At 70.4% G+C, this 17,603-nt stretch carries 19 protein-coding genes; 9 read left to right on the top strand and 10 right to left on the bottom strand.

Annotated elements, in window-relative coordinates:
* The first annotated feature begins 2 nt into the window (after positions 1 to 2).
* Positions 3 to 482 carry a Fur family transcriptional regulator gene (locus ACFYPN_RS27585; RefSeq protein WP_389301881.1) on the top strand — a complete coding sequence of 160 codons (480 nt, stop codon included), beginning with the start codon at positions 3 to 5 and terminating at the stop codon, positions 480 to 482.
* A gap of 108 nt (positions 483 to 590) precedes the next feature.
* Here the strand turns inward: ACFYPN_RS27585 and ACFYPN_RS27580 are convergent, their stop codons facing one another.
* The 4 genes from ACFYPN_RS27580 to leuA form a co-directional block, all read right to left on the bottom strand.
* Positions 591 to 1,424 carry an isoprenyl transferase gene (locus ACFYPN_RS27580; RefSeq protein WP_358764125.1) on the bottom strand — a complete coding sequence of 278 codons (834 nt, stop codon included), beginning with the start codon at positions 1,422 to 1,424 and terminating at the stop codon, positions 591 to 593.
* 48 nt (positions 1,425 to 1,472) lie between these two features.
* On the bottom strand, positions 1,473 to 2,219 hold the full coding sequence (gene recO, locus ACFYPN_RS27575) for a DNA repair protein RecO (protein WP_358764123.1): 747 nt from the start codon (positions 2,217 to 2,219) through the stop codon (positions 1,473 to 1,475).
* A gap of 113 nt (positions 2,220 to 2,332) precedes the next feature.
* Positions 2,333 to 3,034 (bottom strand): TerB family tellurite resistance protein, encoded by a 702-nt coding sequence (locus ACFYPN_RS27570; protein WP_358764121.1) that lies wholly within the window; start codon positions 3,032 to 3,034, stop codon positions 2,333 to 2,335.
* Between the two features lie 235 nt (positions 3,035 to 3,269).
* Entirely contained in the window at positions 3,270 to 5,060 is a 1,791-nt protein-coding gene (gene leuA / locus ACFYPN_RS27565; RefSeq protein ID WP_389301877.1) for a 2-isopropylmalate synthase, read from the bottom strand.
* A 293-nt stretch (positions 5,061 to 5,353) separates the two neighbouring features.
* Here leuA and ACFYPN_RS27560 point away from each other — a divergent pair, with 293 nt between their 5' ends.
* Positions 5,354 to 6,436 (top strand): M4 family metallopeptidase, encoded by a 1,083-nt coding sequence (locus ACFYPN_RS27560; RefSeq protein ID WP_389301876.1) that lies wholly within the window; start codon positions 5,354 to 5,356, stop codon positions 6,434 to 6,436.
* A gap of 19 nt (positions 6,437 to 6,455) precedes the next feature.
* A complete protein-coding gene (locus tag ACFYPN_RS27555; RefSeq protein ID WP_389301873.1) occupies positions 6,456 to 6,722 on the top strand; it encodes a protealysin inhibitor emfourin in 267 nt (88 codons plus the stop codon).
* A gap of 108 nt (positions 6,723 to 6,830) precedes the next feature.
* On the opposite strand, the gene era is transcribed toward ACFYPN_RS27555, so the two are convergent.
* Positions 6,831 to 7,805 (bottom strand): GTPase Era, encoded by a 975-nt coding sequence (era, locus tag ACFYPN_RS27550; protein WP_358764114.1) that lies wholly within the window; start codon positions 7,803 to 7,805, stop codon positions 6,831 to 6,833.
* A gap of 103 nt (positions 7,806 to 7,908) precedes the next feature.
* Between era and ACFYPN_RS27545 the strand changes: the two genes are divergently transcribed.
* Positions 7,909 to 8,244, top strand: coding sequence for a YnfA family protein (locus ACFYPN_RS27545; RefSeq protein WP_358764112.1), 336 nt, complete (start codon positions 7,909 to 7,911; stop codon positions 8,242 to 8,244).
* Between the two features lie 52 nt (positions 8,245 to 8,296).
* Here the strand turns inward: ACFYPN_RS27545 and ACFYPN_RS27540 are convergent, their stop codons facing one another.
* Together ACFYPN_RS27540 and ACFYPN_RS27535 are read right to left on the bottom strand one after the other, a co-directional pair.
* Positions 8,297 to 8,650 carry a cytidine deaminase gene (locus ACFYPN_RS27540; protein ID WP_358764110.1) on the bottom strand — a complete coding sequence of 118 codons (354 nt, stop codon included), beginning with the start codon at positions 8,648 to 8,650 and terminating at the stop codon, positions 8,297 to 8,299.
* 839 nt (positions 8,651 to 9,489) lie between these two features.
* Positions 9,490 to 10,389 (bottom strand): helix-turn-helix transcriptional regulator, encoded by a 900-nt coding sequence (locus tag ACFYPN_RS27535; RefSeq protein WP_358764108.1) that lies wholly within the window; start codon positions 10,387 to 10,389, stop codon positions 9,490 to 9,492.
* Between the two features lie 149 nt (positions 10,390 to 10,538).
* Between ACFYPN_RS27535 and ACFYPN_RS27530 the strand changes: the two genes are divergently transcribed.
* Positions 10,539 to 11,978, top strand: a complete 1,440-nt coding sequence (locus ACFYPN_RS27530) for an MFS transporter (RefSeq protein WP_358764106.1) — start codon at positions 10,539 to 10,541, stop codon at positions 11,976 to 11,978.
* A gap of 149 nt (positions 11,979 to 12,127) precedes the next feature.
* Here ACFYPN_RS27530 and ACFYPN_RS27525 read toward each other — a convergent pair whose 3' ends face one another.
* Entirely contained in the window at positions 12,128 to 12,523 is a 396-nt protein-coding gene (locus tag ACFYPN_RS27525) for a hypothetical protein (protein WP_358764104.1), read from the bottom strand.
* Between the two features lie 344 nt (positions 12,524 to 12,867).
* Between ACFYPN_RS27525 and ACFYPN_RS27520 the strand changes: the two genes are divergently transcribed.
* Together ACFYPN_RS27520 and ACFYPN_RS27515 are read left to right on the top strand one after the other, a co-directional pair.
* A complete protein-coding gene (locus ACFYPN_RS27520; RefSeq protein ID WP_389301868.1) occupies positions 12,868 to 14,121 on the top strand; it encodes a helix-turn-helix transcriptional regulator in 1,254 nt (417 codons plus the stop codon).
* A gap of 14 nt (positions 14,122 to 14,135) precedes the next feature.
* A complete protein-coding gene (locus ACFYPN_RS27515; RefSeq protein ID WP_358764100.1) occupies positions 14,136 to 14,501 on the top strand; it encodes a hypothetical protein in 366 nt (121 codons plus the stop codon).
* A gap of 230 nt (positions 14,502 to 14,731) precedes the next feature.
* Here ACFYPN_RS27515 and ACFYPN_RS27510 read toward each other — a convergent pair whose 3' ends face one another.
* Entirely contained in the window at positions 14,732 to 15,307 is a 576-nt protein-coding gene (locus ACFYPN_RS27510; protein ID WP_358764098.1) for an XRE family transcriptional regulator, read from the bottom strand.
* Positions 15,308 to 15,486: 179 nt separating this feature from the next.
* Between ACFYPN_RS27510 and ACFYPN_RS27505 the strand changes: the two genes are divergently transcribed.
* Positions 15,487 to 16,134, top strand: a complete 648-nt coding sequence (locus tag ACFYPN_RS27505) for an FMN-binding negative transcriptional regulator (RefSeq protein ID WP_358764096.1) — start codon at positions 15,487 to 15,489, stop codon at positions 16,132 to 16,134.
* A 42-nt stretch (positions 16,135 to 16,176) separates the two neighbouring features.
* Entirely contained in the window at positions 16,177 to 16,884 is a 708-nt protein-coding gene (locus tag ACFYPN_RS27500; RefSeq protein ID WP_389301865.1) for a B3/4 domain-containing protein, read from the top strand.
* 97 nt (positions 16,885 to 16,981) lie between these two features.
* On the opposite strand, the gene ACFYPN_RS27495 is transcribed toward ACFYPN_RS27500, so the two are convergent.
* Entirely contained in the window at positions 16,982 to 17,530 is a 549-nt protein-coding gene (locus ACFYPN_RS27495; protein WP_358764092.1) for a hypothetical protein, read from the bottom strand.
* Between the last annotated feature and the right edge of the window lie 73 nt (positions 17,531 to 17,603).

Here is a 17,603-nt window from a genome sequence, read left to right as displayed (position 1 = left end):
CAATGGCCCGACACCTGTACGGGCGACATGAGGAGGCAGCTGTGACGGCGCCGATCAGTGGCACGAACGCGGCTCCGGTACGGGGGCGGTCCACCCGCCAGCGGGCGGCGGTCGCGGCGGCGCTCGACGAGGTCGACGAGTTCCGCAGCGCCCAGGAGCTGCACGACGTCCTCAAGCACCGCGGTGACTCGGTCGGGCTGACCACCGTCTACCGCACCCTCCAGTCCCTCGCCGACGCGGGTGAGGTGGACGTGCTGCGCACCACCGAGGGCGAGTCCGTCTACCGCCGCTGCTCGACCGGCGACCACCACCACCATCTGGTCTGCCGCGTCTGCGGCAAGGCCGTCGAGGTCGAGGGCCCGGCCGTGGAGCAGTGGGCCGAGACGATCGCCTCCCAGCACGGCTACGTCAACGTGGCGCACACCGTGGAGATCTTCGGGACGTGCGCCGAGTGCGCGGAGTGCGCCGCCGAGAAGCACTGATCCCGGCGCGGAAGCACGACGGAGGGGGAGAACCGGTGACCGGTTCTCCCCCTCCGTCGTGTCTCCCCGTCGTGTCTTCCCGTCGAGTCTCCGCGCCGTACGGCTCCCTCACGCTCCGGGCGCGGGCTCCGCGGCCGGGTCGGCCTCCTGCGCCCCGCCGAAGCGGCGGTCGCGCTGGGCGTACTCCAGGCAGGCCCGCCACAGGTCACGGCGGTCGAAATCGGGCCACAGCACGTCTTGGAAGACCATCTCGGCGTACGCGCTCTGCCAGATCAGGTAGTTGGAGGTGCGCTGCTCGCCGCTGGGGCGCACGAAGAGATCCACGTCCGGCATGTCCGGGTAGTAGATGTACTTCGCGAACGTCTTCTCGTTGACCTTCGACGGGTCGAGCTTCCCCGCCGCGACGTCCTGGGCGATGCGCTGCGCGGCGTCGGCGATCTCGGCCCGGCCCCCGTAGTTGACGCAGAAGTACAGCGTCATCCGGTCGTTGTCCTTGGTCTGCTCCTGGGCGACCTGGAGCTCCTGGACGACGGACTTCCACAGCTTGGGCATCCGGCCGACCCAGCGGATGCGGATGCCGAGCTCGTCCATCTCGTCGCGGCGGCGGCGGATGACGTCCCGGTTGAAGTTCATGAGGAACTTCACCTCGTCCGGGGACCGCTTCCAGTTCTCCGTGGAGAACGCGTAGAGCGAGAGGTTCTTGACGCCCATCTCGATGCAGCCCTTGAGGACGTCCATGACGACGCCCTCGCCGACCCGGTGACCCTCGGTGCGCGGGAGGCCGCGCTCCTTGGCCCAGCGGCCGTTCCCGTCCATCACGACGGCCACGTGCTTGGGCACCAGCTCGGCGGGGATCTTCGGGGGCGTCGCGCCGGAGGGGTGCGTCTCGGGGGTCTTGTACGTGCGCCGGTTACGGCCGCCGAGGATCCCGCGTACTGCCATGAGCTTCTCTCGTCTCCCTGTGTCGCTTCCGCCCGAACCGCGGCGGGGTCACTGTTCCACGTACCGCAGCGAGCGCAGACCGCGCTCCAGATGCCAGTGCAGATAGGCGGACACCAGCCCGCTCCCCTCCCTGGCATGACGCGCCTCGCACGCGTCCGCCGTCGCCCAGTCGCCGCTGAGCAGCGCGCTCAGCAGGGTCAGGGCCTCCGCCGAGGGTACGACGCTCCCGGGCACCCGGCAGTCGGCGCATACGGCTCCGCCCGCCGCGATGGAGAAGAAACGGTTCGGTCCGGGCATTCCGCACCGGGCGCAGTCGTCGAAGCTGGGGGCGTAGCCGTTGACGGCGAGGGAGCGCAGCAGGAACGCGTCGAGGATGAGGTGGGGGGCGTGTTCCCCCCGGGCGAGGGTGCGCAGCCCGCCGACGAGCAGCAGGTACTGCTGGACGGCCGGTTCGCCCTCGTGGTCGGTGAAGCGCTCGGCGGTCTCCAGCATGGCGGTGCCGGCGGTGTAGCGGGTGTAGTCGGTGACGATCCGGCCGCCGTAGGGGGCGATGGTCTCGCTCTGCGTGCAGAGCGGCAGCCCCCGGCCGATCAGCTCGCTGCCGCGCGCGAAGAACTGCACGTCGACGTGGGAGAAGGGTTCGAGGCGGGCGCCGAACTTGGACTTGGTGCGGCGCACCCCCCGGGCGACGGCACGCACCCGGCCGTGGCCGCGGGTCAGCAGGGTGATGATCCGGTCGGCCTCGCCCAGTTTCTGCGTACGCAGTACGACGCCGTCGTCCCGGAACAAGCTCATGGACCCATTGTCGCCCACCGGCCCGCGACCGGATCGGCGGGCCGCCTCGACGGCCCTTGACGCCTGGAGCCCCGGCGGGAGCCGTACGGCGCCCCGCGAGGCGCCCAGGGCGCTCAGGAGGGCGTGCGGGCGGCCTCGGTGAGCAACCGGGCCGTGTCCTCGGGGCAGAGCCGCAGCGCGCGGCCCACGGTGGTCAGCACCTCGCGCTCGGCCGCGCCGTACGGGCCGTCGGCGAGCGCGATCCGGGCGCCCTGGAGCAGGACCGACTCGCGGCCGACCGGGACCAGGTGGTCGGCGAGCGGGGTGAGCACCTCGTGGAGCTCGATGGCGAGCGCCGCACCGCAGGCCCCGGCGGTGGCGCCGACGCCGTCGTCGTGGCCGATGTCGGCGGTGAGCACCTCCACGACGGTGAGGAGCTGGTCCTCCGAGCAGTCGTCGAGCCCGGCCTCGCGGACGGTGCAGGCGGCGGCCTCCAGGGCGGTGCGGGGCGTGCCGCCCGAGGCCAGGACGGCCAGCGCGACCGTGTGCACGGCTTCCCGGAGCATCGAGGAGAACCGGGTGGTGGTGGGGTGCTCCAGGACTTCGGTGCCGCGGTGGACGCGGCAGTCGGCGCATTCGACGACCTGTCCCGCGCCCCCGCGCCGCAGCACGGGCACTCCGAGCACGGTGAGCCGGCGACGGCCGGTGAGGCGGCGGTAGTTGCGGTCGCCGCCGCAGTCCTGGCAGAAGAACTCGCCGTCACCGACGACGTCCCATGCGGTGCGGAGGCCGTACAGGCCCGTTCTCAGGGCGCGTTGTCCTTTGGCTGACCGCACGTCGCACACCTCCGTAACGCTCCGGCAACATTGCCGTGGGTTGCACGTGATGTTAGCCACATGCGCGCGGCGGCGTCATCACCTCCACCGTCACAACAGCCGGAAATGGCCGAACCCCGCCCACCCGTAACGGGCGGACGGGGTTCGGCGAACCGCGCGTCCCCGGATCAACCGGACATGCGTACGGGGCGTACTCCCAGCGGTCGGACGGCGGTCGGACGGCGTCGGACGGCGGTCAGCGGCCCGCGCGGTTGACGGCCGAGACGACCGCCTTGAGCGAGGCCCGGGTGGTGTTGGCGTCGATGCCGATGCCCCACAGGACCTTGCCGTCGATGGCGCACTCGATGTAGGAGGCGGCCTGCGAGCTGGCGCCCTCGCTCATGGTGTGCTCGGTGTAGTCCAGCAGCCGGGCGTCGATGCCGATGCCCGCCAGCGCCTCGAAGAAGGCGGAGATCGGGCCGTTGCCGGTGCCGGTGAGCACGGTGTCGGCGCCGTCCACGGTGGCCTCGACGGTCAGGGTGTCCCGGCCGTCCTGATCGGTGGTGGTCTGGCCGGAACGGATCTGGACGCGTCCCCAACGGGCGGCGGCGTCGTCGGCGTTGGGCAGGTACTCGTCCTGGAAGGCGGACCAGATCTGCGCCGGGGTGACCTCGCCGCCCTCGGCGTCGGTCTTGGCCTGGATGATCCGGGAGAACTCGATCTGCATCCGGCGCGGCAGGTCCAGCTTGTGGTCGTTCTTCAGGACGTACGCGATACCGCCCTTGCCCGACTGCGAGTTGACCCGGATCACGGCCTCGTAGCTGCGGCCGACGTCCTTCGGGTCGATCGGCAGGTACGGGACGGACCACACCAGATCATCGACGGTGGCGCCGTCGCCCCGGGCGGCCGCCTCGGCCTCCATGGCGTCGAAGCCCTTCTTGATGGCGTCCTGGTGGGAGCCGGAGAAGGAGGTGTAGACGAGGTCGCCCGCGTAGGGGTGGCGCGGGTGGATCTCCATCTGGTTGCAGTACTCGCTGGTGCGGCGGATCTCGTCGATCTGGGAGAAGTCGATCTGCGGGTCGACGCCCTGCGAGAAGAGGTTCATGCCCAGGGTGACCAGGTCGACGTTGCCGGTGCGCTCGCCCTGACCGAACAGGCAGCCCTCGACGCGGTCGGCGCCGGCCATCAGCGCCAGCTCGGCGGCGGCGACGGCTGTGCCGCGGTCGTTGTGCGGGTGGACCGACAGGCAGACGAACTCGCGGCGGGTCAGGTGGCGCGACATCCACTCGAACCGGTCCGCGTGCGTGGACGGCGTCGAGCGCTCCACGGTCGCGGGCAGGTTGAGGATGATCTCGCGGCCCTCCTCCGGCTGCCACACGTCGCAGACCGCCTCGCAGACCTCCAGGGCGAAGTCCAGCTCGGTGTCGGTGAAGATCTCGGGGCTGTACTGGTAACCGAAGATCGTGTCGCCGCCCAGGATCTTCTCGGCGTACTCCATGACCAGCCGGGTGCCGTCCACCGCGATCTGCTTGACCTGCTCCTTCGAACCGCGGAAGACCACACGGCGGAAGGTGGGGGCGGTGGCGTTGTACAGGTGGACGGTGGCCCGGTGGGCGCCGCGCAGCGACTCGACGGTCCGCTCGATCAGTTCCTCGCGGGACTGGGTCAGGACGGAGATCGTCACGTCCTCGGGGATCGCACCCTCTTCGATGATCGAGCGTACGAAGGCGAAGTCGGTCTCGCCGGAGGCCGGGAAGCCGACCTCGATCTCCTTGTAGCCCATCTTCACCAGCAGGTCGAACATCTCGCGCTTGCGGGCCGGGGACATCGGGTCGATCAGGGCCTGGTTGCCGTCGCGCAGGTCCGTGGAGAGCCAGCGGGGCGCCGCCGTGATCCGCCGGTCGGGCCAGGTGCGGTCGGGGATCTCCACCGCTTCGTACGGGCCGTACTTGTGGATCGGCATTCGGGAAGTCTTCTGGAGCTGCGTCGCGTTGGTGATCGGCGTGGGACGGCCGACAGAAGTACCGGAAGTGTTCACGGTGGTCATGACGTAGGGCTCCTCGGGGTCCAGCTGGGGGACGGCCGACTGTGTCGCTGCAGCACCAGACTCCGCGGGGAGGGGGTCGGCCTACGACTACAGGCCCTCACCGCGGCAGCTAAGGAGAAGCAGCCCGAAACGCATGATGCGACGAGAGTAACCGAGAGGTGCGCGGGACGCCGGTCCGTATCAGTATGCGGGACCGTGCACGCATGACGAGTAAACGGTGATCCATCACTCTATTTCGTCAATTGCCGTCGCAACCAGTGACATCACGGTGACGGAGTGCCACAGTCATTTCCATGATCTCTCGACCCCATGACGGTTCCGGTCTCCACCCCGTCTTCTGCACCATCGTTCCGCCGCACCTCCTCGACCAGCTGGCGCAGTCCGACGACCCCGCGGTCGCCGGACCCGCGCGGCGCACGCTCGACGCGGACGGCGCCCGCCGCCTCCAGCGGAGAGCGGCGTCGCTGGCCGCCACCGCCCCGGCCCCGGCCACCGCGGGCGCCGTCCCCAGCAAGCCCCGCCGCTCCGTCTACGACTGCCGCCACCACACCACGCTGCCCGGACGCAAGGTCCGCGGCGAGGGCGACGAGCCCACCGGTGACGCCAGCGTCAACCGCGCGTACGCCGGCTTCGGCGCCACCTTCGACCTGCTGCTCTCGGCATACGGCCGGAGCTCGCTCGACGGCAAGGGCATGCGCCTCATCGGCTCGGTCCACTACGACCAGGACTACAACAACGCCTTCTTCGACGGCCAGCAGATGGTCTTCGGTGACGGCGACGGCGAGATCTTCCTCGACTTCACCCTCTCCATCGACGTGATCGCCCACGAACTGGCGCACGGACTCACCCAGCACACTGCCAACCTCGTCTACGAGGGCCAGGCCGGCGCGCTCAACGAGTCCGTCTCGGACGTCTTCGGCTCCCTGGTCAAGCAGTACTCCCTGGGGCAGAGCGCCGAGCAGGCCGACTGGCTGATCGGCGCGGGGCTGCTCGCCCCCCGGGTGACCGGGGAGGGGCTGCGGTCGCTGAAGGCGCCGGGCACCGCGTACGACGACGACGTACTCGGCAAGGACCCGCAGCCGGCCTCGATGGAGGACTACATCGAGACCGACGACGACAACGGCGGGGTGCACCTCAACTCCGGCATCCCCAACCGTGCCTTCTACGTCGCCGCCACCGCCCTCGGCGGGAACGCCTGGGAGCGGGCCGGGCAGATCTGGTACGACGTACTGATCGGCGGAGAGCTGACCCCGACCGCGGACTTCGCCGACTTCGCCCGCCTCACCGTGGCCGCGGCCCGGGACCGCTTCGGCGAGGGGGACGAGCGGGAGGCCGTCGTCAAGGGCTGGTCGGAAGTGGGCGTGCCGACCGGGTGAGCGGGTCAGTATGGGTCACATGCGTATTCATGTGAGCCGGACCGGCGGGTTCGCCGGCCTCTCCCGCCGGTCCGAGATCGACACGGCGGGGCAGGAGGACGCCGCCGCCTGGGAGTCCCTGGCCCGTTCCGCGCTCGCGGAGGGAGCCGGGACTCCGCCGGTGGGGGTGCCGGACGGCTTCCGGTACGAGATCACCGTCGACGGGCGGACCGTGCACTGCGCGGATCCGCACCTGACCGACGACCAGCGCACGCTGGTCTCACGCGTCCTCCGCGAAGGGGCGTGAGACCGGCGGTGTGGTGCCGCCACCGGTCCGCGGACCGCCGGTGTTCCGCGGACCGCCGGTGTTCCGCGGACCGCCGGTGTTCCGCACGCGGAACACCGGCAGTCCGGCTCAGAAACCGAGCTTGCGGAGCTGCTTGGGGTCGCGCTGCCAGTCCTTGGCGACCTTGACGTGCAGATCGAGGAAGACCGGCGTGCCGAGCAGCGCCTCGATCTGCTTGCGGGACTTGGTGCCGACGTCCTTCAGCCGCTGTCCCTTGGGGCCGATGATGATGCCCTTCTGGCTGGGGCGCTCGATGTAGACGTTGGCGTGGATGTCCAGCAGCGGCCTGTCGGCGGGACGGTTCTCGCGCGGCAGCATCTCCTCGACGACGACCGCGATGGAGTGCGGCAGCTCGTCCCGTACGCCTTCGAGCGCGGCCTCGCGGATCAGCTCCGCGACCATGACCAGCTCGGGCTCGTCGGTGAGGTCGCCCTCCGGGTAGAGCGGCGGGCTCACCGGCAGCAGGGGGGCGATCAGGTCGGCGAGCAGCCCGACCTGATCGTCCTTGACGGCCGAGACCGGCACGATCTCGGCCCATTCAAAGCCGAGCTCCTGGCTCAGCTGGGAGACGGCGAGCAGCTGTTCGGCGAGGGCCCGTGAGTCGACCAGGTCCGTCTTGGTGATGACGGCGATCTTCGGGGTCTTCTTGATGGCGGCGAGTTCCTTGATGATGAACTTGTCGCCGGGGCCGAGCTTCTGGTCTGCGGGCAGGCAGAAACCGATGACGTCGACCTCGGCCCAGGTGGTCCGCACGATGTCGTTGAGCCGCTCACCGAGGAGGGTGCGCGGCTTGTGGAGTCCCGGGGTGTCGACCAGGATCAGCTGCGCGTCGTCACGGTGCACGATGCCGCGCACGGTGTGCCGGGTGGTCTGGGGGCGATTGGACGTGATCGCCACCTTCTGCCCGACCAGAGCGTTCGTGAGGGTGGACTTGCCCGCGTTGGGGCGCCCCACGAAGCAGGCGAAACCGGCCCGGTGAGGGGCGGTGTCCGTGGCCTGCCGCGCAGCGGCTTCGGGGTTCGGTCGAGCGCTCATGGCGCCCATTGTCCCCGATCGCGGCGGCCCGGCGCACAACGGTCGACGGCCGGGCCCTCTCCCGGGCCGGCCGGACCCCGGGGAGCGGGCTCCCGGGAGATAGCGTGCCCCCATGCTCGTCGCCCGGTCCGCCGCCCTCTTCGTCGTCGCCGCCCTCTTCGAGATCGGAGGCGCCTGGCTGGTCTGGCAGGGCATCCGCGAGCACCGGGGGTGGGCCTGGATCGGGGCCGGGGTGATCGCCCTCGGGGTGTACGGGGCGGTGGCCACCCTGCAGAGCGACGCCAACTTCGGCCGCATCCTCGCCGCGTACGGCGGGGTCTTCGTGGCGGGCTCGATCGCCTGGGGCATGGTCGCCGACGGCTACCGCCCGGACCGGTACGACGTCATGGGCGCGCTCATCTGCCTCGTCGGGATGGCCGTGATCATGTACGCGCCCCGAGGGCACTGAACCGCCGCGGCCCGCCCCGCCGGACCCGCGTCACGTGGGGGAAGTCACGGCGTCACCCGGCGGTGACCCGCACACGCACCGTCCCGTCCGGGCCTGCCAGGAAGACCGGCGTGTCCGCCCCACCGAGGTCGCGCACCGCCGCCCGGTCCTCGTCGGCGGGTGCCTCGGCGTCGGAGACCACGGCGGCTGCTTCGAGCGAGGTCGCCCCGCTGGCCACGGCCATCGCCACGGCCGTCTGGAGGGCGGTGAGCCGCAGCGATTCCAGAGCCACCGTGCCCGCCACGTACGTACGTCCGGTCTCGTCCCGGACGGCCGCGCCCTCCGGGACACCGTTGCGGGCGCGGGCGCTGCGCGCCAGGGTGACGATCTTGCGGTCCTCGGCCCCGAGGTCGGTGCTGTCTGTCATGGGGCGAGCATACGAACCCCGCTCCGCCGCCCCTTAGGTGCCCGGCCGTTCGAGACCGTCGCGGCCGTCGCGGCCGTCGCGGCCCGGCCGGCGGGAGGAACGGGTCGCCGGTTCCCCGCGATACCCCCGCGCCCAGGGCTTCGGGTGAACGCCGGGCGGAATCATCTCCCTGAACGGAATTCACGATTCGGGCTTCATCGGATATTTGCAGGTTTCCGCGGGCTCCCGTGTCCGGAAGACCGCCTTCGCACAGCTCCCGCGATCACAGCAGCGCCCCCGATACCCCTTGCGCGGTGACGGCGATCCGTCCCGCTGGGTCATTCACATGCGAGTGCGTGCGCATTCGGGAGCACGTGCATTCGGGAGCATGGAGGGGGCGGGGTGCACTTGCCCGAGGGGATCGAGGGATTGATGACGGGGCGCCAGCAGGGTGCGACACAGGCAATCGACCCGTCCCGGCAGGTCAACACCCCTTCCAGTCAAACCCCTAAGGGTGAAAAGTCGGCCCGCATTGCCCAGTTCTTCGGGTTCTTCGGGTTCTTGAGGAGAAAGGCACTCTCGCCGTCTGCGATCTCAGTCGCCCGAGTTTGGTAGGGATCCCAGAAATGGCCATGCCGAAAGAGCGCTCCTCATGAGCGCCCGGTCGCGAAGGCCATGCTGGTGACTTCATCGGGCCATTCGCACCCGAAATGCTCCATGAGACATGCGCGGAGCTGCGCAAGGCGAGCGCGAGGACCTGAACCACACCGGGGCGCACAAGGCGCGCGATTACGGCGCCGGAGCAATCCCGGGGACGGAGCGCCCGGATTGCCGCGATTGCCGGAACCAGCCCGGTCGGCTCAGCCGCCGTCCGGCACCGGATACATCGCGTCGCGTCGCCCCTCCGGGGATGCCAGCCACGCGAGCCGCTCCTCGGTGCCGGTCCCCGGGAGCGGGTTGTGCAGCACGATCACCAGGTCCGGCCGCGCGGGCACCCGCAGTTGGGTGGACTCCACCTGCAGGATTCCGGCCAGCGGGTGGTGGAGTTCCTTGCGGATCTGCCCAGCGGGCGCGATGTCGCGCTGCTCCCACAGCGAGGCGAACTCGTCGCTGGCCTCCTTCGCCTCGGCGACGACGGCCTGGAAGCCCTCCTCGTCCGGGTACTCCGTGCAGGCGGCGCGGAACTGGGCGACGACCTGCGGTGCGATCAGGTCCCAGGTCGCCGCGCGGGAGCGGTAGACCGGGTCGGTGAAGAAACTGATCAGGCAGTTCTGTACGAGGTCGGGACGGAGCCCGAGGACCATGGACGCGGCGTCGTTGTAGCAGACGACGTTCCAGTAACGGTCCATGATGTGCGCCGGGGACGGCATCCACGCGTCGATGAGGCGCCGCAGCCCGTCGCACATGTCGGCATCGGCCGGATCGACCTCCGCGGCGGGTGGGTTGAGCCCGGCCAGTGCGTACAGATGGCGGCGCTCCGCACTGCTGAGCCGCAGGACACGCCCCACCGAGTCCAGCACCTGCGGGGAGACGGAGATGTCGCGCCCCTGCTCCAGCCACTGGTACCAGGAGACCCCCACGCCCGCGAGGACGGCGACTTCCTCCCGGCGTAGCCCCGGGGTGCGACGGCGTGCGCCGCCCTCCGGGAGGCCGGCCAGTGCCGGGGTGACCCGGGCCCTGCGGCTCATCAGGAACTCGCGCAGTTCGGCGAGCCGGTGGGCCTTCGCGTTTCCGGTCGTCGAGCGGGCCGGTGTCGCCACGTCGTCACTCCCCCTGGTGTCGCGTCGCACGGTGCCGGGACGGCGGTCGTCGACAGGGCCGCCGTTCTTGGCGCCGGCCAACTGGTGTTCGTGCCAACAGGATAAGTAGTGGCTCCCCACGATTGTTCCGTGCGGCCGAAGGTGGGGGCATGGCGATCGAAACCCCTCCCCCGGCCACCGGCACCGCCGGCCCTGCCGCTCCCCTTGAGCCCGCTCTCCCTCACGCGGGTCCCCCGGCCCGGCTCACCGGCCGGTCGCGGCTGGTCCTCCTCGTACTCTGCGCCGCCCAGTTCATGGTGGCGCTCGACTTCTCCGTGCTGAACGTGGCCCTGCCCGTGCTCGGAGCCGACCTCGGGCTGAGCACCTCACAACTCCAGTGGGCGATCACCGCGTTCGCCCTGCCGTCCGGTGGGTTCCTGCTGCTCTTCGGCCGGATCGGCGATCTCTACGGGCGGCGCAAGCTCTTCCTCACCGGTCTGGCCGTGTTCGGCGCGGCCTCACTGCTGGCGACCTTCGCCTGGGGCCCGGTGCCGTTCCTGGCGGGACGCGCACTGCAGGGACTCGGCGCGGCCGCGATCGTGCCCACGGGGATGTCCCTGCTGACCACCACGTTCCGGGAGGGGCCGGAACGTGACCGGGCGCTGGGGATCAGCGGCACGCTGCTTTCGCTCGGGTTCACCGTGGGCATGGTGGCGGGCGGGGTGCTCACCGACACGCTGGGCTGGCGCTCCACCATGGGACTGCTGGCGCTCGCGTCGGTGGGTGTCCTCGCCCTGGCGCCGAGGGCGCTGACGGAGTCGCGAACTCCGGAGCGGCCCCGGCTGGACGTGCCCGGTGCGGTCAGCGTGACCAGCGGGCTGCTGGCCCTGATCTACGCGCTGTCGACGGCCGCCCAGAACGGCTTCGGCCACGCGGACGTCCTGGCCACCCTGGTGCTCGGGGTGGCGCTGCTGGTGACCTTCGTGGTGGTGGAGTCGCGGGCCGCCGAACCGCTGGTCTCCCTGCCGATGCTGCGGCGGCGGACGGTGGCCTTCGGCAACCTCGGCGGACTGCTGACCTTCGCCCTGATGTCCACCGTGGTCTTCGTACTGACGCTGTACCTCCAGGACGTGCTGAACCTGTCGCCGTTCGCGACCGGGCTGGTCTTCGGGGTCCAGGGGCTGCTGTCGGCGGTGGCCGGTACGTACGCACCGAGGGTGATCGGCCGCTTCGGGGCCCGGCGGACCCTGGCGGGCTCGCTGTTCGGCCAGGGCGCCTTCGTCGCGCTGCTGCTGGCGCTGGGCGAGCACGGCGGGGTACTGATCGCCACGGTCGGCGTCTCGCTGGCGAGCATGTGCCACCTGGGAGCGATCGTGAGCTACGGCCTGACGGTGACCTCGGGGGTCCCCGACGACGAACAGGGCCTGGCGACCGGGCTGGTCACCACGACGCAGCAGGTCGGGCTGACACTCGGCATCCCGCTGCTGGGCGTGCTGGCGACCACGCAGGGCGAGCTCTTCACGGGCGTCCGCACCGTGGTGGCGCTGGACGCGGCGCTCCTGCTCACCGGCGCGGTGGTCGTGGCGGCGGGGCTCCGCCGGAGCCGCTGAGCGCTCAGGCGGGGCGGGGACGGTCGTGACAACCGGTTTCCCACCGCAGCAGGGGCGCCCCGCAGCGGGCGCCCCTGCTGCGGTGGGTGGTGGGCCAGCGGTCACCGGCATCGGTCGACGGAAGCCCGCCCGCCCTGCCGGTTCGCGTGTCACCCGGTGAGCGAGACCTCCTCCGGCGTGTCCTCCCACGTGTGTCGCCCCACATGGTCGGCGAACAGACAGCAGGCGTCGCCGTCCGGTCCCGGGGCAATCGCCGGGCAGTCCCGCAGCACGACCAGGTCCACCGCGGTCATCTCCGTCCAGCGGACCCACTGCGCCGTGCCGTACTCACCGAGGTCGCCGGCGAATCCGTAGTGCGCCCCTTCCGCGTGCGCGGACAGCTGACACTGCACAGCACTGTCGACGCACGTGTCGGCCGACCTCTCCTGCACTTCCCGCATCAGGTCCAGGGGCACCCGACGCCAGTGCGCGCACCGCATCACGACACCGACCGAGAGGGAACGCCGGACTGCGAGCACCGATCCGTGCAGCGCGGGCACCTGCACGCCGGAAACAGACCAGGATTGTCGAGGATGACCCGATCCACGTCTTCCCGTACCTCTGTCAGTTGGCCCCAGGTTCGGCCGGAGTCGCGGGACACCCTGAGCGTCATCAGGACTCGCTGCTCGGCATAGAAGCCCTCCGACCGCGCATGAGTATCCGGCTCTCGCGCTGCAGCTTCGCTTCTCGTCGTCATGACCGAACTCCTCTGTGAATCCCACTGCTCTTCCGGGTCAACTTCCATCGAAGCGGCAGGAGTCGCAGGTCTCCACGGCGTTCATGCGGCAGTCTTAACGCACATCCGTGCACGGACACCGAAGGCTGCCGAAACCGCAGGAAGGGGAACGCCATGGGACTGGCGGAGCGACGCCGGGCCCTGGGCTACAGTCAGGAGAAGTTGGCCGAGTTGCTCGGTGTGGACCGCACCACTGTCGGCCGTTGGGAAAGCGGCAGAGTCGCTCCTCAACCGCCCCAGCGACGGCCGTTGGCCACTGCCCTCGCAGTGGGCCTCCACGAGCTGGACGCCCTTCTGGCTCCGTCACGAACCGCAGATGCGGAGGCCCCAGGGCGCCAGTCATGTGCACCCCCGAGCGCGGGAGACCCCGACGAAATGATTCGCCGCGAATTCCTCCGCATTCTGACCATCACCGGGGCTTTGACAGCCATGTCGGCCGAGGAGGCCGAGGCCCTCATCGAAGGCGTCCATAGAGGGACGTCTGCCGACTTCGCACGCATGAACAGCCATCTGTGGCAGGTCTACCAACTGGCACGCTCCAAGAGCTCCGTCTATCCCGTCGTCCGCGACCAACTGGCGACACTGAACGAGGCCTTGGCCAGCCACCGTGGGAGCGCACGGCCCCTTCTGCACGCAGCCTCAGACCTCTTCCAACTGGCCGGCGAGGTGGCATACGACGGAAACCGGCACTCCGACGCAGCTGCGTCGTACTCGCTCGCGGCATCGATCAGCAAGGATGCTGAGGCGTACGACCTGTGGGCGTGTGCGCTCGTCCGTCACGCCTACGTGGACATGTCCGAGCAGCGCCTTCGCCAAGCGGCGCAGGTGCTCGGGGCGGCCGAGCGACTGGCCTGCCGGGGCGACAGCAACCTCTCGACCCGACAGTGGGTCGCCTCCGTCCAGGCCGAGGTGTACGCAAGCCTCGGCGACGTGAGCGCGTGCGAGCGCGCGATGGATCAGGCGGAGACCGTCCGCAACCTCACAGCGGACAGCGGCGGCGGCGGATGGCTGAGGTTCAACGGTGCCCGGCTGGCCGAGGAACGGGGATCGCGGTACGTACAGCTCGGCCGTCTCGAGATCGCGGAGAAGATCCTGGCGCCTGCCCTGGAAGAGACAGCGCTGGCCCACGGGCAGTCCTACCGGCGACGCGGAGCAGTCCTCGCCGACCTGGCTTTCATTGGCGCGAAGCGGCGGGATGTCGAGCAGGTCGTGGCGTACGGCAGTGAAGCCATCGCCCTGGCCCGTGCCTCCGCTTCCGGGTTCATCGCCCGTAGACTCTTAGCCCTGTGCGACGAGTTCGGCCCCTTGAGCCGTGACCCCCGTGTAGCAGAGTTGGGGGCCGAGATCGCCGCTCTGAGCACGCCGTGACGAGAGGGACAGGGATGGCACCGACCGAGGGCGCACGATTCTTCCGGGAAGCCTGGATCGCGGGAGTCCGCCGGCACTTCCCCGGCGAGCCGAAGGCGGGCTACGTCACGCCGTGGGACGAGACCCCGCAGTGGGAGCGCGAGGCCGCGGGCGCCGTACACGAGCAGGTCCGTCACTTCGTCGAGGTGAGCGGCGGCTCCACGGCCCGGCTGTCCCGTGAGCAGAAGGGCCGCTTCGTCGCGGTGTGCTGGACGGCCCAGATGTTCCGGCACTTCGAGGACCCGAAGCCGGGCTATGTGGCCGACTGGCCCGACCTCCCGTCCTGGCAGCAGGAGACCGACGCCGACATCTTTGAGGCCATCGAGACAGCACTGAGCTGACGGCCTCGGGGACAACGGGTGCGGCGTGAGCCGGCGTGGCGTACGGCTGGTGGTCAGTCAGCGGCTCCACACCGAGTTCGGTGCGGACCGGGCCGGTCATCCCGATGCGGGTCTCGGCATACGTTTCACGGCAACCTCTGAACCGCCGGAGCGGAGCCCACCGCCGGAGCGGAGCCCACTGCCGAAGGTGAGCATGAGCGTGCTCGACGTACGCCCCGGGCCGCCCAGGATTACACGGGGCCGGGCGGCAGGTGGACGGTCATGATCAGGTGGCAGGTCTCGGTGCCCGAGCCGCGGTAGGTGTGAGGGGCGTCGGCATCGAAGGTGGCGGTCTGCCCCGCCTCGACGGGGTGGTCGGTGCCGTTGACGACGAGCACCATCTGCCCGGCGGTGACGTTGACGGTCTCCACCACGCCGGCCTGGTGGGGGTGGCTTGGGTACTCCTCGCCGGGTTCGAGCGTCCAGCGCCAGACCTCGGTGGCTGCCGGGCCGCTGGTGGTCAGCATGAGCCGGGCTTCGCTGCCGCGCTCGCCCTTCCACAGGGGCATGACGGTGGCGGCGCTCACCACGCGGACACGTTCCTCGGCACGCCCTTCCATCAGGGCGGAGACGGAGGCGCCGAGGGTGTCGGCAAGGCGGACCAGAGTGGCGAAGTTGGGATTGCCCTGGGCCTTCTCCAGGGCGACCAGGGCGCCCTTACTGACCTTGGCCCGGCGGCCGAGCTCGTCCAAGGAGAGTCCGGCGCGGGTACGGGCCGCGCGGACGTTGTGCGCGAGCGTCCGAAGCGCTGCCTCGGTCTCGGTCATCGGCTGTCATCCCTTCGACGCAGGTGGATCAGTGCACTGCACCGTGCGGTCGTTCGGTTGACGACTCACGGTCGGTTGGATGTACGGTGTAGTCGTTCCATTGATAGTAAAGGATGCATCCGTGATCGCTCTGCTGCCGGCCCTCGGCAGCCCCACCGAAAACCGCAAAGGACTCCCGCATGTTCATCCAGCCCTGGGACGCCGCCCTGGACGACGCCGAGTGGCAGACCTGGATCGCCGACGGCCACGACTTCGGCCTTCTCAGCGTCAACGGCCTGCCCGGCCAGGCACCGATCGTCGTGCCCACCCACTTCACCGTCGACGGCGCTGCCCTGCTGGTCCACCTCGCCCGGCCCAACCCGGTCTGGAAGGCGATCGAGGCCGACCCGAACGTCACCTTCACCGTCACCGGCGACTACGCCTTCGTTCCCGGCCCCTGGCGCGCCAAGCCCGGCATTCCGCCCACCGACGGCGTCCCCACCAGCTACTACGCCGCCGTCCAGTTCACCTGCCGGGCCACCATCGTCGACGACCCGGCGGACAAGGCCGCACTACTGCGCCGGCAGATGGCCCACTTCCAGCCCGACGGCGACCATGCCCCCATCGACCCCGGCCGGCCGCCCTACGGACGGATGCTGCCCGGCATCCGCGGCCTGCGCCTGGACGTCACCGAGGTCCGCGCGAAGTTCAAGTACGACGACCACAAACCCGTCGAGCAGCGCACCGACACCGCCCGCCGGCTCACCGAACGCGGCCACGGCCTGGACGCGCCCACCGCAGCGCAACAGCTGCGCCGCCTGGAACGCACCGGCCCCTCGAAAGCCTGACCCCACCCCCCCCGCCCGCACTCCCGCACATGGACCCTCTCAATGATCACCTTCCGCATCAGCCCCGCCGTCGCGGACGCCTTCCCCGACACCCTCATCGCCGTCGTCACCGCCACCGGCCTTCGCGGCCACCAGCCCTGGCCGGCCACCACAACCGCCGTGGAAGACCTGGAACAGCAGCTCGCGGACGGCATCTGGGCCCCCGCCGACGAGACCGACCCGCGCATCGAGGCATGGCACACCGCCTACCGTTCCTTCGGCACCAACCCGCGCCGCATCCGCCCCAGCGTCGACGCGCTGGGCCGCCGCATGGCCAAGAAGGGCACCCTGCCCCGGATCAGCCCGGCCGTCGACTCCTACAACGCGGTCTCCGTCCGCCACGCCCTGCCCGCCGGCGCCTTCGACCTCGACCATGTCACCGGCGACATCGACATCCGGCACGCCGACGGCACCGAGACCTTCACCCCGCTCGGCGAACCCGACACCGTCGAGCACCCCAAGCCCGGAGAGATCATCTACACCGACACCACCGACGTGCTCACCCGCCACTGGAACCACCGTGACGCGCACCGCACCCGCGTCACCGAGGACTCCACCCACGTCGCCTTCGTCCTCGAAACCCTCCACCGCGCCCGGGACGAACACCGCCTCACCACCGCCGTCGGCGAACTGCGGGACCTGCTCACCGAGCACTCCACCGGGAGCACCGTCCACTACCTGAGCCCCGCACACCCCCAGGTCAGCGTCTGAAAGACACTCCCGGGCACCGAGCCCCGTTCGCACGGTAACCGCTGTCCCGATGTTCCCCGAGGCCTGTGACCGACCCGCCGTGCCGGAGTCGCCCCGGTCAACTGCCGCCGTGCAGCAGCTTCTTGATCGCTGCGACGGCGGTCTGCGGTTCGTCGGCATGACAGCGGACCGTACGAACCTCCGTGGGGCGCCCCCACAGGCTCACGGCGGTGACCGGCCGGGCCAGCTCGACAGTGATCGACGTCTGCGACGCGATGGCCACGTCGAGTACACCTTCATCGGGCTTGTTCGCGTCCGGGAACCGGAGATCGTGACGGGCGGACGCGATCAGTTCCAGCGGTATCCGCAGATCGAGCCGCGTACCGCGCCGCACCCGCAACCCGCCCGGTCCTACGACGTGTGGCCGGGTGACGGCGGCGGCGTGCAGCCCCAGCACCAGAAACACCGTGTAGAGGTCGAGTACCAGCATGATCAGGTGGGCGACCGGATACGGGGCGAGCATGAACGACACCCCGACCGTCTCCATCACGAACACGAAGACCAGCCCGTACGCCGTCGGCGCCTGAGCACGCGCATACCCCACCGCGAGGTCGTCGTCCCCGACCCCGTGCGAGCGCCGGGCCACCCACAGCCCGAGGCTCGCCATCCACCGCCCCTCGTGTGCCGCCAGCCGCCTCGTCCGTGTGATGAATAACCCGATCCTCATGTGCCTCAGTGAA

It is taken from the genome of Streptomyces sp. NPDC005576, assembly GCF_042871745.1.
Lineage (GTDB): Bacteria > Actinomycetota > Actinomycetes > Streptomycetales > Streptomycetaceae > Streptomyces.
Note: the sequence above shows the minus strand (reverse complement) of the source record. Positions and strands in the feature narration are given on the sequence as shown.

Excerpts from the sequence above, each read along its gene's own strand:
- ACFYPN_RS27560 (WP_389301876.1), top strand. The coding sequence starts at position 5,354 with ATGATCTCTCGACCCCATGACGGTTCCGGTCTCCACCCCGTCTTCTGC.
- ACFYPN_RS27500 (WP_389301865.1), top strand. The coding sequence starts at position 16,177 with ATGATCACCTTCCGCATCAGCCCCGCCGTCGCGGACGCCTTCCCCGAC.
- ACFYPN_RS27555 (WP_389301873.1), top strand. The coding sequence starts at position 6,456 with ATGCGTATTCATGTGAGCCGGACCGGCGGGTTCGCCGGCCTCTCCCGC.
- ACFYPN_RS27530 (WP_358764106.1), top strand. The coding sequence starts at position 10,539 with ATGGCGATCGAAACCCCTCCCCCGGCCACCGGCACCGCCGGCCCTGCC.
- ACFYPN_RS27520 (WP_389301868.1), top strand. The coding sequence starts at position 12,868 with ATGGGACTGGCGGAGCGACGCCGGGCCCTGGGCTACAGTCAGGAGAAG.
- ACFYPN_RS27585 (WP_389301881.1), top strand. The coding sequence starts at position 3 with ATGGCCCGACACCTGTACGGGCGACATGAGGAGGCAGCTGTGACGGCG.
- ACFYPN_RS27515 (WP_358764100.1), top strand. The coding sequence starts at position 14,136 with ATGGCACCGACCGAGGGCGCACGATTCTTCCGGGAAGCCTGGATCGCG.
- era (WP_358764114.1), bottom strand. The coding sequence starts at position 7,805 with ATGGGCGCCATGAGCGCTCGACCGAACCCCGAAGCCGCTGCGCGGCAG.
- ACFYPN_RS27545 (WP_358764112.1), top strand. The coding sequence starts at position 7,909 with ATGCTCGTCGCCCGGTCCGCCGCCCTCTTCGTCGTCGCCGCCCTCTTC.
- ACFYPN_RS27505 (WP_358764096.1), top strand. The coding sequence starts at position 15,487 with ATGTTCATCCAGCCCTGGGACGCCGCCCTGGACGACGCCGAGTGGCAG.
- leuA (WP_389301877.1), bottom strand. The coding sequence starts at position 5,060 with ATGACCACCGTGAACACTTCCGGTACTTCTGTCGGCCGTCCCACGCCG.
- recO (WP_358764123.1), bottom strand. The coding sequence starts at position 2,219 with ATGAGCTTGTTCCGGGACGACGGCGTCGTACTGCGTACGCAGAAACTG.
- ACFYPN_RS27580 (WP_358764125.1), bottom strand. The coding sequence starts at position 1,424 with ATGGCAGTACGCGGGATCCTCGGCGGCCGTAACCGGCGCACGTACAAG.
- ACFYPN_RS27495 (WP_358764092.1), bottom strand. The coding sequence starts at position 17,530 with ATGGCGAGCCTCGGGCTGTGGGTGGCCCGGCGCTCGCACGGGGTCGGG.
- ACFYPN_RS27540 (WP_358764110.1), bottom strand. The coding sequence starts at position 8,650 with ATGACAGACAGCACCGACCTCGGGGCCGAGGACCGCAAGATCGTCACC.
- ACFYPN_RS27510 (WP_358764098.1), bottom strand. The coding sequence starts at position 15,307 with ATGACCGAGACCGAGGCAGCGCTTCGGACGCTCGCGCACAACGTCCGC.